This is a genomic window from Clostridioides sp. ZZV15-6388, from assembly GCF_020657755.1.
Classification (GTDB): Bacteria; Bacillota; Clostridia; order Peptostreptococcales; family Peptostreptococcaceae; genus Clostridioides.
In genome coordinates, this window is record NZ_JAGWCU010000055.1 from 1 (window position 1) to 14,041 (window position 14,041).

Sequence of the window (14,041 nt, forward strand, 5' to 3'; positions counted from 1 at the left end):
TAGTGACAAGTACCAATACTTTCCATTAAACTTTACCCTTGGATTTAGAACTTTTATAATCTAATTATAGCCATTGTGAAAATTACAGGAACACTCATAAATAGAGAGTTTCTTTTTTTGCAAGTTTATTTAATTTAACATTTGACGAATTATAAAGTATTTATATTAATTTATAGAGTTTATACATTTTTATCTACAATCGCTACTTTGTAGATGCTATTTCGCTCACGCTAATAGCCACTTCCTTTCAGAACGTGCAAAGACTATTTCTTCATCTTCAGCATTACCTGTTAAGAGCCACCCATTTCTTCCCTCAATCGCTTAGGGCTTTACGACCTCTCGGTCTAGTCGTTTGACCTTCCTATTTCTAGGCTTGGCGACCAAATCTCCATTGTATAAGCACTTAGGATTTAACCTTATGCCATCTCTACACTTGTTATGATTTCTCACCATCATAAAGGTTTCTGATTCTATCCTTTATTGTGGTGGTAGAGCTTTAGGGTTTACTGGTTTTAAAGTGGTGTCCTATGCAGATTTCTCTACATACGCAGTATAGTTTATATTTTTATAATTTTTTTATAAAGTTTTATAAACTATTTGTTACTGTATCATCTGCAGCTCTTGTCTCAACTTCTATATCATATCCCCATATTTTGTTTAACAATTCATCCCTAGAGACTGCTCTATCTCTATTTTCAAATAAATATGTCAATAAATTATATTCATTTGGTGTAAGGTCTATATTGATATTTTTACTTGTAACCATCTTACTTTTTTTATTTATTGTTACATCTCCAAATTTTAATTCCATGTCTAAAAAATCATTACACTTATCATAATTCTGTTTCTTCTCAAATTCAATCCTTCTAAATATAGACTTTACTCTCATAACCAGTGACATAGGACTAAAGGGTTTTGTAAAATAATCATCACTTCCCAAAGTTATTCCTGTGATATAATCTATGTCAGTATCTCTTGCTGTAAGCATTATTATTGGTACGGTACTTTTTTCACGAAGCTTTGTGCATACTTCAAATCCACTTGAACCTGGCATCATTATGTCTAGGATTACTAAATCACATTCTTTTTTATTAAATTGTTCTAAAAGTTCATCTCCAGTTTTAAAATCTACAACATTGTGACCTTCATTTTTTAAAAACGTCTTTACTAAATTTCTAATATTATCTTCATCATCTGCTATATAAATTAATTTCTGCATAAAAAATTCCTCCTTATTTCACTTTTAATTTAAATTAAATAATCTAATATACTAATTGACTACTAATTTCTAATAAGATTTCTATTTCAGTTTTTCTCCTATACTTAAATTATATCAGTTTTTTGTAGTATGTTAGTTTCAAACTTGTTTGGATTTTGAGGCAAATTTATGGCAAATATAAGCTTTCGATAATATTGTTGAATTGTATATAAGAAATAGTACAACATAATAGTTCAATAGTCGACTATATTTATTCATTTTTTATTAAAAATGATATTTGTCATGTTTTTTATTGAATATTCTAACTATTACCATTATAATTATACTAAATACTATAATTTATTGTTTTTTTAATAAATTTTTGCATATTAAAATCTGTTCATCTCACTACTTCAACTATTTTAGATATTTCTTGAATCAGTTCAATAAAATTTAAGTTATAGCAAAATCAAACTAGATAAAATTCTTTTGAAAGGGGAATTTAAAATGAAAAAGTCAATTAGATATTTTTTATTTTTGATTATTTTAGTTATTCTATATCTTTTAGTTGTAAAGCTGAATTTTGACTACTATGTACAAACTCGAACTGACTTTGCCTTCAACTTTAATAAGCTTATCTTTATTAATTTAATTTCATGTGCTCCCATTGGATTATTGCTGGGATTTGAATCATTTCTTAATGAATATAGAAAAAATGGCAGTTGGAGTATTGATGTACCAAGATTGATTATTCTTTGTTTACCATTTCTTTTACTATCAGCAATGCCTATATTAATCTTTAATTTTGGAATAGGAAGATTACCAATTGTAGGTAGCATTATTATAACTGATAACAAATTCTTAAGCATAACCATTTTTAATATATTATTTGGATATTTTTTAATAACAAGTTTTTACAAGAAATAGTATATATATTAAATAGTTTAAATAAAAATAGCTATCTTTAAATAATCAAAATTATTCAAAGATAGCTATTCTTTTAGAATTATCTTTCGTATTCTTATACTAGTTTGTAATCTTCTGGGTTTAACTTACTTGCTGCTGCTTCATCTACTATAACTATAGTATCTTTATGAAGTTGAAGTATAGAACCAGGAACTTCTGGAGTTATATCGCCATAAACAGTTTTATATACTGCATCAGCTTTTTCTTCTCCTGAAGCTAAAAGTAATATTTTTTTAGATTTTAGAATTGAACCAATTCCCATACTTACAGCTTTTTTAGGAACATCTTCTCTTGATTCAAAGAATCTTGCATTAGCTTCTATTGTAGACTCTGTTAATTCAACTACATGAGTTCTTTTTGCAAATTTATCATCAGGTTCATTAAAACCTATATGAGCATTACGGCCTATTCCAAGTACTTGTACATCTATACCTCCTGCTCTATCCATAGAAGCTTCGTAATTCATACATTCTTTTTCAATATCATCAGCCATTCCATTTGGTAAATGAGTATTTTCTGACTTAATGTTTACATGATTAAAAAGATTTTCTTTCATAAAATAATCATAACTTTGGTCATTAGATATTGGCAACTTGTAGTATTCATCTAAATTAAAGCTTATTACATCTGAAAAATCTACTATATTTTCATTATATTTCTTAACTAAATCTCTATACATACCTATTGGTGTACTTCCTGTAGCTAATCCTAGTATTGAATTTGGCTTTAAAACTATTTGAGCCGCTATCATTTCAGCTGCTTTTTTACTCATTCCATCATAATCTTTACATACTAATACTCTCATTTTGTTCCTCCTAAATTTTAGCTAATACTTTCACTGATATAAGTTTAATTTATTACTATTTTTAAATATCTTTTATTTTCTTTAAAGCTTATTTTTTACATGCTACATATTTTTGTATACTACTTCTCCTAAGCATAGAGTCATCTTGCAGTCTAAGTTGTCATCAAACACAGCTATATCTGCATCTTTACCTATATCTAGACTTCCTTTTTTATCATTTATGCCTAAAGATGTTGCTGGATTTAAAGATGCTAAATTAATTGCTTCATTTACTCTAAGGTTTGTATTATTTAGAAAGTTAAGTACCATTTTATTTAAAGACAATACACTACCAGCTAATGCACCATTTTCAAGTCTTGCTTCATTACCTTTAACTATAACTTTTTGACCTCCAAGAGCATAATTTCCATCTTCAAGTCCACCTGCTTCAATAGAATCTGTTATTAAAATCAATCTTTCTCTACCTTTGTTGTTCAATATAAATTGAAATAAATCTTTATTTATATGGATTGTATCTGCTATTAATTCACTATATACATCAGTTGTAAGTGCTGCACCGACAACTCCAGGGTCTCTATGGTTTAATCCAGTCATTGCATTAAACATATGAGTTATATTTGTTACACCTAAGTTTATAGCTTCCTTAGCTTGCTCATAACTTGCATTACTGTGACCAATAGATAAAACTATATTTGTACATCTTTTTATTTCTCTAGTAAAATCAAAATCTATATCCTTTTCTGGAGCATAAGTTATGACCTTTATGACATCTTTGTATTCTTTGATAAATTCATATTTTGAATTTATTATAAACTTTTCATTTTGTGCCCCTTTATAATTTTCATTTATAAAAGGTCCTTCTAAATGTGCTCCTAATACTTGAGCTCCTCCAGTTTTTCTACTTTTAGCTTTTTTAATAACTTCAAGTGCATCATAAACATGCTCTTTATCCATTGTCATTGTGGTTGGAAGAAAAGATGTTACACCATGTCTCATTATTGATTTTGAAATTGTCTCAATAGATTCATCAGTTGAATCCATTGTGTCTTTTCCCATATTTCCATGTATATGAATGTCAATAAGACCTGGAGATATATATTTACCATCAACATCTATAACTTCACAATCTTTTGGTATCTCATCAGCTATATCAATTATTTTTTCATCAAATACTAATATTTTATTTTCTAAAATTTGATTCTTTAATACTATTTTCCCATTAATTAAACATTTCACCTTATTCACCTACTCACTCAATACTATTTCATATTGATATTTATCTGTTCTAAATATCGATATGGTATACTCTATAGGATTACCTTCTTTATTATAAGAATTCCTATGAAGTTTAAGGGCTAAAGAACCTTCTTCTGTTTCAAGAAGCTTACTTTCTTCATCTGAAAGTATAATTGGCTCCATTACTTGCTCAGCTTTTTGTATCTTATAGCCATATTTTTCATTCAAAATTCTATATAATGAAGAATTATCTAATATTCCTTTTGTAAGACCTTTGCACATTTCTTCTGATAAATACACTATTTCTAATCCAAATGGCTCTCCATCTGTATATCTAAGTCTAATAATTTTATATATATTTGTTGTATTATCACTTATTCCAAGCTTTCTTTTTACTAAATCGTCTGGTAGTTCCATCTCAAAGGATAATATATCCGTTCTTATGTTTACTCCCTTTTCCTTCATTACATCAGTGAAACCTTTTACATTTGAGAACTGATACTTCTTTTTTTGCTTTGCGACGAATGTACCCTTTCCTTGTACCCTGTAAAGAAGACCTTCTGTAACTAAGCCAACAATAGTTTTATTCACTGTCATACGACTTACATTTTGTATATTACAAAGTTCTCTTTCTGGTATTATTGCATCACCTTCTTTAAGCTCACCTGTTTCTATCATCTCTCTTATTATGGCACTTAGTTGAGTATGCAATGGTATATTACTAGATTTATCTACTATTTTCATAAAATCACCACTTTTCAATATGGTATATACCAATTTTGGTATATACCAATTATACTTTAAAAGAAAATTTATTTCAATACTTTTAACTTATTTTGTAAAAATTTTAGGAAAATCTAAAGACAAAAAAGAAATTGGAGTTTATACTATATAAGAAGCTAAATAATTGAAAATACATGAATAATTACATTATTTATTATAAATTTCACTAATACTAATACATATACTGTGAAACACTACTACATAAGAGTAGTATGACTAAATTGTAAATATAAAATGAGAGGATGATTTTAATTTGATAAAAATAGGTGATTTTAATAAGCTTATAGTAAAGAGAAAAACAGAATTTGGATATTTCCTAGATGGACAAACTAATAACACAAAGGACGATGTGCTTCTTCACAATAGATTAATAGGAAAAAATGAAATAAATATAGGCGATGAAGTAAATGCTTTTATATTTAAAGATTCTGAGGATAGAACTGCTGCAACTTTAATACCTCCTTTAGCTAAAGTTGGAGATGTTGCATATCTAAAAGTAGTTGATAACACAGACATTGGTACTTTTATAGATATGGGGCTTACAAAAGACATACTAGTTCCTTTTAAAGCTAAGACTTATCCATTGTTTAGAGATGAAAAATATTTATTTTATATATATTTAGATAAAAGTGGAAGAATAGCTGCTACTACAGATATAGATTCATATTTAGAGACAGACCATACTTACAATGCAGGAGATGTGGTAAATGGAGTTGTGTATGGATTCCAAACCAACAACTCTGCTATGATATGTGTTGACAATAAATATGCTGGTGTAATCCTTCATAATGAATACTTTACAGAATTAAAAGCTGGAGATGTTCTTGAAAATTTACATGTTATAAAAATATATGATGATGGTAAATTAGGGCTTTCTCCTAGAGGAAACAGAAAAGATGAACTTGATACCTTAGAAAATAAAATTTTAAGCTATTTAGAAGGTTCAGATGGATATATGAAATTTAATGATAAATCTGACCCTAAAGATATTTCTATCTTATTTAATTCAAGTAAGAAAAATTTTAAACGTGCTCTTGGAGTACTTATGAAGAAAGACTTAATTTATCAAGATGAAGATGGAACTTATCTAAAGTAAATTATATAACACAAAAATCGAAGTAAAAATGAAAGATATTTTCTATTTCATATTTACTTCGATTTTTATTTAAGTTACTACCTATATTTATTGCGCATTTACTACATCTATTATGTCTAATTCACAAATCTTTTTAATTGGTTTTCTTACTGATAGTAAAGTTATTAGTATCATAGTCACCACAATGATAAACAGTAAATCAAAAGGTATTTTCCACTCTATATGAAATTTTAATGTTACTAAAGATACAAATATATACCTATGTAATATTAATCCAAGTACACTACCCAATAAACACCCACTTAAAGCATATGTACTTGATTCTACTATTACCATTTTTCTTAATTGCTTATTGGACATGCCTATTGCACGCATAATACCATAATAATTTATTCTACTTGTAACACTTATATTCATACTGTTTATGATATTAAACATACTTATAATCGCAATTATAAATACAAACCCATATACAAAAATTGCCATAGTGTAAAATGAATTTTTAGCTTCTAAGTTACCTTGTCGCTTATCTCGAACCTCTAAAGTATCATCTAACACACTTCTTATATTTTGAATTAAATTTCCAGGAGCATCTTCATCAACTTGAGTATCAATTATTATATAGTCTTTTATACCTGTTACATTTGTAAAAGTATTTTCAGATGTTATAATATTTCCAATATATTTGTCTTTAACATCAAATGGAATTGAAGAAAGTATACCTGCTACCTCTATCTCTTTCTTAGAATTTCCATTTTTAATATATATCTTATCTCCAATATTAAACCCATGACCTTCCTCTACCAATCCAAGATTTTCTGACTCTAATTTCTCTTCATTAATTTCCCCTTTTACTAGATACTTTTTAGCCCAGTTAAATTGATTCTTTTCATAAGAAATTAGCTGAGATTTTGCCCCTTTATTATTATATGTAGCCTCTATATCTGTCATCATTCTACTATATACTTTTTTTATTCCTTTGATATTACTTATTTCATTAATATCTTCTTTAGTAAGAACAGATTTAAAATCAGGGTCAACAATAGATATATGAGCAGCTTCTGGCTTTATAGGTTTAAGTGCTTGATACATAAAGTCTATAAATACACTAAAACCTAAAAATAACACAATACTAATAGCAAATGAAGAAGTCATAAGTATAAAAGATTTTTTTCTTGAAAAAGCATGATTTATTCCCATAGAAGTATCAATTTTAGAACTTCTTGCATTAGCAATTTTACTTGCTTTTTCATTAGTTAAAATTTCTTTGAACATTAGATTTCCACGTATAGCACTTAGTGGCGATACTCGAGAAGCTTTTTTTGATGGAACAACAACTGATAATATTACTGTTAAAAATCCTACTATTATTCCAAACACAATACCTATAAAGCTAACCTTTAAAATTGGCATAGAGCCAAATAACTCTGTATTCACATATTTGAGAAATATAGAGGCTATAATGGTTACAATACTTCCTAATAACAACCCTATTGGAATAGCCTTTACACTTAGAATTAAACTTTCTAAAACAACAAATTTTTTGACTTGGAGTTTTGATGCTCCCAAGCAACGTAATAGTCCAAAAAATTTTATTCTCTCTATTACACCCATATTAAAACTATTGTATATCATGATAATACTTGCTATTAACACAAGTATAAAAAGTACTCCTGCTGTCAAGTAAAGTGGTTTAGAATAATCAGAGTCACCTTGACCTATAATAGAAAGTAATTTTTCATTTTTACCAACTTGTTTATCACTTAAGTCTAAGGTGTTTTTAATATCAGAGGTTGCTTTTCTAATATTAACTCTGTCTTTAAATGTAATATAATAATTATTATATGTTTCTGATTTTTCAATAGCTTGTATACCTAGTATTGAAAGCATCAATCCATGTTTATCTGAGGCTTTTAATCCTGCCATTGATGAATATACGCCTACTATCTTATAGTTTTTATCTCTCCCATCTGCCAACCTTACTTTTATAAAGTCTCCTACTTTTAAATTAAATTCCTTAACTGCATCTATATCTATTAAAGTTTCATTCTCTCCAACAGGATAACGCCCTTTTATTATTTCTAGACCTAATTGTTTTGCTAAATCTTCATCTAAGCCTTGTATCAAAATCTCCCTTGATTTAAATTCTCCATTTTTAGCAACTTGTCCTCTCCCATGGTGAGCTATATCTACTCTACCACTTATTTTTGATATAGCTTCTTCATTAAGATTTTTAAGTACTATGTGCCAATTTCCATCATCCTTAATAAATTGTACTTTTTGACATTGTATAGCCATATCTGCTAGTCCAAAAATAGCAGTAACTAAACATACTGCAATGACAATACATAAAATTGTAGTTTTATTTTTTTTCTTATGTACCTTTGCATACTGTGGTACTAGTTCTAAGTAGCTTCTCATTCTCTATTCACCCCCAGGTCTTTAAGCACTCCATCAGAAACCTGTAGTATCCTATCTGCTGTAGAAGCTATATTTGTATTATGAGTTATCATAATAATAGTTTGATTATATTTTTCTGCTGTCACTTTTAAAAGTGAAATTACATCACTACTATTTTTACTGTCAAGATTTCCCGTTGGCTCATCTGCCAATATAATTGATGGCTTTGTAATCAGTGCTCTTCCAATTGCAACCCTTTGTTGCTGACCACCAGATAATTGATTTGTAAGATGGTTTTTTCTATCTTTAAGACCTAAAATTGTCAATATTTCATCTAGATAAATAGTATCTGGTTTTTTGTAATCTAGTAGTAAAGGAAATACTATATTTTGTTCCACAGTTAATTCTGGTATAAGATTATATGATTGAAATATAAATCCTATATTACGACGTCGAAAAATAGTCTGTTTTTCTTCTTTCATTGAACATATTTCTTTACCATCAATAAAGATTTTTCCTGAAGTTGGAGTATCAAGACCTCCTAAAAGATTTAATAATGTACTCTTACCTGAGCCAGATTCTCCAACTACAGTCACAAATTCTCCCTTAGAAACTGTAAATGATACATCTTTTAACGCCTCTACTTTTGTGTATCCATTTCCATATGTTTTACATAAATTATTAACCACAAGAATATCCATTTGCTCTCTCACCTTTCTAATTGATTAATATCATAATAATTCATACACCTTACTGTAAGATGTATCCTATCTTACATATTAGTAAGCTTTGAAAAACTTATAGTAAATGTACATCCTTGTGAAAAGTTACTTTCTACAGTGATGGTTCCATTGTGTTGTTTTATGATAGCTTTGACTAGTGGCAACCCTAGTCCAAGACCTTGATTATTTTTTGAAAACTTACTCCTATAAAATCTTTTAAATATATGATGTATATCTTCAATATGAATTCCATTTCCAGTATCCCTTACTGAAATAATAGTTGTTATAGGTGTTTCAATCCACTCTATCATTATTTTATCGTTCTCTTTTGTATTATCTAATGCATTTTTTATAAGATTACTTAAAGCTTCTGACATCCATTCATAATCGCAAAATAAGTTTGTATTTTCTAGGCCTCTTATAGATATAATCTTTCCTTCTTTTTCCGCTCTAGTTTCAAAACTATATAAAATTTTAGTAATCATTTTTTTTATGTTAACACTATTTTTGTTAAGAATTATTGTCTTTGAATCTATCTTTGTAATCTTTAATAAATTTTGTATCAATGATTCTATACGCTCTAATTCATTTTGACTCTTCTGGACAAAACCTTCAATAACTTCACTATTATGAATCTCTTCTTGCAATATCTGATTATACATCATCAATGCTGTAAGTGGAGTTTTTAGTTGATGTGATATATCTGAAATTGTATTTTTAAGAAATTCTTTATTCTGTTTTTCTTTCACTATATGCGTGTTTAGAGATGTTGACATAGCATCTATTGAACCAAATAACTTTGATAAGCTACCTTCTTCATAAGTATTTAACCGTACATTTATATTTCCATTCATAAATGAATCAATTTTATAACTAGCTTCTTCTATCTTGTTTTGTTGCCTAAAAAAATACACATACAATATAAAAATAATCATAGTAAAGAACACAAATAAATACAGAAACATAGTTTTTATATATTTACTTTGAAACAATTTCACACTTGGCATAAAACTATTATCTGTATCAAAGTCATATCCAGCTGTATTTAAGATTTCTTTTCCTTTTAAAATATACTTATCTTCATTAGTAGTAAATACTGCTGGTATTTTTGATTTATCAACACCCATACTATATAAGTATCCAGCTATATTATAATCATGTTCTACCAGTTCCCTTTTATAATCCTTAGTTATATTTATAATTACTATTTGACCCACTACTATAAACATCAATAAAATGGATATAATCGCCAAAAAAAATATTTTTATGTCTTTATTAGAAAATATCTTCATATTAACACCCTCACTTTATAACATTCCATTTGTAACCCATTCTTCTAATTGTTAATAAAAATTTTGGATTTTCTGGATTATCTTCAATCTTATTTCTCAGCCTTCTTACATATACTGATAGAGTATTATCATCTACAAAACTACCATTCCCATCCCATAACTTGTCCAATATATTTTTTCTCGTAAGTACAATATTTTTATTTTTCATAAATAAGAACAATAATTTATATTCTGCTGTAGTAAGCTCCAGCTCAATTTCATTTTTAAAAACACGATTTTCAAGTAATTTAACAGTAATAGTATTTGATTTTAATTCAGTTACATTTTCATTTGTAAAATTATAACGTCTAAGTAAAGCTTTTATTCTTGAAATTAACTCATTTAATTTAAAAGGTTTTGTTATGTAATCATCTCCACCCATATCAAGCCCCATCACTACATTTACTTCTTCATCAGAAGCAGTTAAAAATATAATTGGCACATTAGAAACTTCTCTTACTTTTTTACAAATATCAAAACCATTACCATCAGGTAAGGATACATCCAAAAGCAGTAAATCATAATTTTTTTCTTTGTACATTTGCAATGCTTCTTCTACTGTTCTTGCTACATCAACACTAAATCCATTCTTTTGTATAGAAAATTCTAATCCATATATCAAACTTAAATCATCTTCAACCAACAATATACTACTCATCTCAATCACTTCCATTTTTTTATTTTTTACTTTTCATATATTATATACCTAACTTATTATATTTTTACTCTTTTAAAAATATAATACCTTGAAATCAATGATTTAAATATTTTAAAATTATTTTTATATGATTTTATATCATTAATTTAATACTTTGAAATCTTAATAATTAAAAAAGCTTAAAATACACTAAGTATTCTAAGCTTTATTTAATCATATTTTATATATTTGTGTTATTTATCTTTTTAAAATACTATTTTCAATACTGCCTTTATCAAACATTTCATTATCTTTACCATTACCTATAGAAATATCACTTATATTTCTAATATTTGTTGAATAGTTACCACTAAGTTCCATCTTATCGAAATTCATATGCCCTAGCTTTTGTATTACAAATCCCATTGATGCAAGTAAAATAGCAAATATTATATACTGACTAAAGTTACTCATATAATAATTTATAATGGTATATTCATTTCCTGTGACTGTTAATTGTTTTGTAGATAGCATAGTATATATATATTCAGTACAATTTATAAATACATATATGCCATAAATAGCCAACAAAATAGATAAGCAATACATTATAATTGAAACTTTTGATATTTTTTTAAATTGCTTCACTCCAAAACTTTTTTTCAACTTCTCAATAAAATTTTTCATTTTAACTCCTCCAATACATTATTTAATAAAATATAATAATATTAGTATATAGAGTTAATGTGTTTATAGTATTAAGTTTTAATGAATTTTATATGAGTTATTGAATTTGTATAAGCTTATTTCCAGCGCTTTAATGTTGGAAAGAAATTATTCATCATACTTCTTGCTTCATCTTCAGTCATACCTTTATTACTTTGAACCATAGGAGGTATACAGATTTCTATCATCTCTTCCATACTTATATCAGCAGTAAATTCACCCTCTTTAAAACAATAGCTACAGTAATCATCACTTTTACTTCCATCTTTATTTGTTCCATACAATTCATTAGTACATCCCATTGGCATACCACAACATTGACAAAATCTAGTTTCTTCCATTATAATCACTCCTTGTATATTTTTCTTTGGCTCCTAACCATATTTAAATTATAGCAATATTAATATGACATGATTATGTCATATTAAAAATAAAAAGACTAATAAAATTATATATTAAGATATAAATTCTATTAGTCTATATTTTATTTACTCACTTAAATTTTTAATTCTTAAATAAAAGTTATATTCTATTTACTTTAGTTTTTATTGCTGCTTCTTTAACTGCTTCAGCAACGTTTTTTACTACATTTTTATTAAATACATCTGGTAATATATATTCTGGACATATTTCTTCATCAGTTATTGTATTAGCAATTGCATATGCAGCTGCTATTTTCATTTCTTCATTTATTTCTTTAGCTTTCACATCAAGTGCCCCTCTAAATATTCCTGGGAATGCTAAAACATTATTAACTTGGTTAGGGAAATCTGAACGACCAGTTCCCATTATAAACGCACCACCTAATTTTGCTTCTTCTGGCATTATTTCTGGAGTAGGATTTGCCATTGCTAGTATTATTGGTTTTTCAGACATACTTTCAACCATTTCTTTTGTTACAGTTTTTGGACCTGAAACACCTATAAATACATCTTTACCTTTTATAACATCTTTCAAAGAACCTTTTTCATTTCTTATATTAGTTACATCTAACATTTCTTTTTGAACCAAATTTAATCTTTCCATGTTAGCTTCCAACGCACCACTTCTGTTGCATAGTACTATATTTTTAACATTCATTTTAAGTAATATTTTTGCTATTGCTATACCTGCAGCACCTGCTCCATTTATAACTATTTCTAAATCTTCTATTCTTTTGTTTTCAATTAACTTTATTGCATTTATTATTGCTGCTGCCACTACTATTGCAGTACCATGTTGGTCATCATGAAAAACAGGTATACTCAAAGATTTTTTTAATCTATCTTCTATTTCAAAACATCTTGGAGAAGATATATCCTCTAAATTTATTCCTCCAAATACTGGTTCCATTAATTCCACAGACTTAACTATTTCATCTACATCTTTAGTCTTTAAACATATTGGAAAAGCATCTACATTTCCAAATTGCTTAAATAATATAGATTTACCTTCCATAACAGGTATAGCTGCTTCAGCACCAATATTGCCTAATCCAAGTACAGCACTTCCATCACTAACTACTGCTACTAAATTACCTTTAGAAGTATATCTATAAACATCCTCTTGATTTTCATGTATTTTTAGACAAGGTTCTGCAACACCTGGTGTATATGCTGTTGATAAATCATCCTTAGTTTTAACTTCTACCTTACTTTCTACATTTATTTTCCCTTTATTAACTTCATGCATTTCTAATGCCAATTTTGCGTAATCCTTAGACATCAATCTTCCTGCTACTCAAAATATGGTCAAATATATCCATATCGAGATTTTTCCTTCTTCACTGAACCTCGCCTTGCCTAAGCTACTACGATTTCATATAGTTCTCCAAAGGCTTAAATTCCGAAGTTAGCCCTCCGTACATATATAAGTGCTTTTGAACCACGTGTGGGCGAATTACTTTGTATTTAAGCTACCTTATATTTTTTAGCATTTTTAAGACTAATACTTGCATTTAAATCTCTATCAATAGATAAACCACAACTACATTTATAAACTCTATCTTTAAGTTTTAAATTCTTATTAATCTCTTCACACTGGCTACAAGTCTTTGATGATGGATAAAATCTATCAACAATTCTAAGTTCTATATTATTTTGCTTACACTTAGACATTAGTTTAGTTTTGAACTCAAAGAATTTCTGACTTGCTATAGCCTT

At 27.6% G+C, this 14,041-nt stretch carries 14 protein-coding genes; 2 read left to right on the plus strand and 12 right to left on the minus strand.

What is annotated here, in order from left to right; all coding sequences use genetic code 11:
• Positions 1-586: 586 nt before the first annotated feature.
• Positions 587-1,219, minus strand: coding sequence for a response regulator transcription factor (locus KGF48_RS19085; RefSeq protein ID WP_227841504.1), 633 nt, complete (start codon positions 1,217-1,219; stop codon positions 587-589).
• 486 nt (positions 1,220-1,705) lie between these two features.
• On the opposite strand from KGF48_RS19085, the gene KGF48_RS19090 reads away from it, so the two are divergent.
• Positions 1,706-2,125 carry a hypothetical protein gene (locus tag KGF48_RS19090; RefSeq protein WP_227841157.1) on the plus strand — a complete coding sequence of 140 codons (420 nt, stop codon included), beginning with the start codon at positions 1,706-1,708 and terminating at the stop codon, positions 2,123-2,125.
• A gap of 94 nt (positions 2,126-2,219) precedes the next feature.
• Here KGF48_RS19090 and nagB read toward each other — a convergent pair whose 3' ends face one another.
• From nagB to KGF48_RS19105, 3 genes are all read right to left on the minus strand, one after another.
• Positions 2,220-2,969 (minus strand): glucosamine-6-phosphate deaminase, encoded by a 750-nt coding sequence (gene nagB, locus KGF48_RS19095; protein ID WP_227841156.1) that lies wholly within the window; start codon positions 2,967-2,969, stop codon positions 2,220-2,222.
• Positions 2,970-3,071: 102 nt separating this feature from the next.
• Positions 3,072-4,205: an N-acetylglucosamine-6-phosphate deacetylase gene (nagA, locus tag KGF48_RS19100; protein ID WP_227841155.1), complete on the minus strand. Its 1,134-nt coding sequence runs from the start codon at positions 4,203-4,205 to the stop codon at positions 3,072-3,074.
• Positions 4,206-4,214: 9 nt separating this feature from the next.
• On the minus strand, positions 4,215-4,949 hold the full coding sequence (locus KGF48_RS19105) for a GntR family transcriptional regulator (RefSeq protein ID WP_227841154.1): 735 nt from the start codon (positions 4,947-4,949) through the stop codon (positions 4,215-4,217).
• 292 nt (positions 4,950-5,241) lie between these two features.
• On the opposite strand from KGF48_RS19105, the gene KGF48_RS19110 reads away from it, so the two are divergent.
• Positions 5,242-6,084 (plus strand): S1-like domain-containing RNA-binding protein, encoded by an 843-nt coding sequence (locus KGF48_RS19110; RefSeq protein WP_227841153.1) that lies wholly within the window; start codon positions 5,242-5,244, stop codon positions 6,082-6,084.
• A gap of 87 nt (positions 6,085-6,171) precedes the next feature.
• Here KGF48_RS19110 and KGF48_RS19115 read toward each other — a convergent pair whose 3' ends face one another.
• The 8 genes from KGF48_RS19115 to KGF48_RS19150 form a co-directional block, all read right to left on the minus strand.
• A complete protein-coding gene (locus KGF48_RS19115) occupies positions 6,172-8,505 on the minus strand; it encodes an FtsX-like permease family protein (protein WP_227868457.1) in 2,334 nt (777 codons plus the stop codon).
• The gene (locus tag KGF48_RS19120; RefSeq protein WP_227841151.1) at positions 8,502-9,185 is read right to left on the minus strand and encodes an ABC transporter ATP-binding protein; all 684 of its coding nucleotides are present in this window, start codon (positions 9,183-9,185) and stop codon (positions 8,502-8,504) included. The genes KGF48_RS19115 and KGF48_RS19120 overlap by 4 nt, the downstream gene beginning before the upstream one ends.
• Before the next feature lie 71 nt (positions 9,186-9,256).
• Entirely contained in the window at positions 9,257-10,498 is a 1,242-nt protein-coding gene (locus KGF48_RS19125) for a sensor histidine kinase (protein ID WP_227868458.1), read from the minus strand.
• Positions 10,499-10,508: 10 nt separating this feature from the next.
• On the minus strand, positions 10,509-11,195 hold the full coding sequence (locus KGF48_RS19130) for a response regulator transcription factor (protein ID WP_227841149.1): 687 nt from the start codon (positions 11,193-11,195) through the stop codon (positions 10,509-10,511).
• A gap of 237 nt (positions 11,196-11,432) precedes the next feature.
• Complete coding sequence (locus KGF48_RS19135) at positions 11,433-11,861, minus strand: hypothetical protein (RefSeq protein ID WP_227841148.1); 429 nt, start codon at positions 11,859-11,861, stop codon at positions 11,433-11,435.
• A 116-nt stretch (positions 11,862-11,977) separates the two neighbouring features.
• Positions 11,978-12,241 (minus strand): zinc ribbon domain-containing protein, encoded by a 264-nt coding sequence (locus KGF48_RS19140; RefSeq protein ID WP_227841147.1) that lies wholly within the window; start codon positions 12,239-12,241, stop codon positions 11,978-11,980.
• Positions 12,242-12,422: 181 nt separating this feature from the next.
• Complete coding sequence (locus KGF48_RS19145) at positions 12,423-13,604, minus strand: NADP-dependent malic enzyme (RefSeq protein WP_227841146.1); 1,182 nt, start codon at positions 13,602-13,604, stop codon at positions 12,423-12,425.
• A gap of 185 nt (positions 13,605-13,789) precedes the next feature.
• Positions 13,790-14,041: transposase (locus KGF48_RS19150; RefSeq protein ID WP_227868459.1), on the minus strand; the 252-nt coding region annotated here is incomplete at its 5' end.

What these genes read in the sequence shown, in the direction of transcription:
- KGF48_RS19130 (WP_227841149.1), bottom strand. Translation starts at nt 11,195, where the DNA reads ATGAGTAGTATATTGTTGGTTGAAGATGATTTAAGTTTGATATATGGA.
- KGF48_RS19140 (WP_227841147.1), bottom strand. Translation starts at nt 12,241, where the DNA reads ATGGAAGAAACTAGATTTTGTCAATGTTGTGGTATGCCAATGGGATGT.
- KGF48_RS19090 (WP_227841157.1), top strand. Translation starts at nt 1,706, where the DNA reads ATGAAAAAGTCAATTAGATATTTTTTATTTTTGATTATTTTAGTTATT.
- nagB (WP_227841156.1), bottom strand. Translation starts at nt 2,969, where the DNA reads ATGAGAGTATTAGTATGTAAAGATTATGATGGAATGAGTAAAAAAGCA.
- KGF48_RS19135 (WP_227841148.1), bottom strand. Translation starts at nt 11,861, where the DNA reads ATGAAAAATTTTATTGAGAAGTTGAAAAAAAGTTTTGGAGTGAAGCAA.
- KGF48_RS19125 (WP_227868458.1), bottom strand. Translation starts at nt 10,498, where the DNA reads ATGAAGATATTTTCTAATAAAGACATAAAAATATTTTTTTTGGCGATT.
- KGF48_RS19085 (WP_227841504.1), bottom strand. Translation starts at nt 1,219, where the DNA reads ATGCAGAAATTAATTTATATAGCAGATGATGAAGATAATATTAGAAAT.
- KGF48_RS19145 (WP_227841146.1), bottom strand. Translation starts at nt 13,604, where the DNA reads ATGTCTAAGGATTACGCAAAATTGGCATTAGAAATGCATGAAGTTAAT.
- KGF48_RS19120 (WP_227841151.1), bottom strand. Translation starts at nt 9,185, where the DNA reads ATGGATATTCTTGTGGTTAATAATTTATGTAAAACATATGGAAATGGA.
- KGF48_RS19105 (WP_227841154.1), bottom strand. Translation starts at nt 4,949, where the DNA reads ATGAAAATAGTAGATAAATCTAGTAATATACCATTGCATACTCAACTA.
- KGF48_RS19115 (WP_227868457.1), bottom strand. Translation starts at nt 8,505, where the DNA reads ATGAGAAGCTACTTAGAACTAGTACCACAGTATGCAAAGGTACATAAG.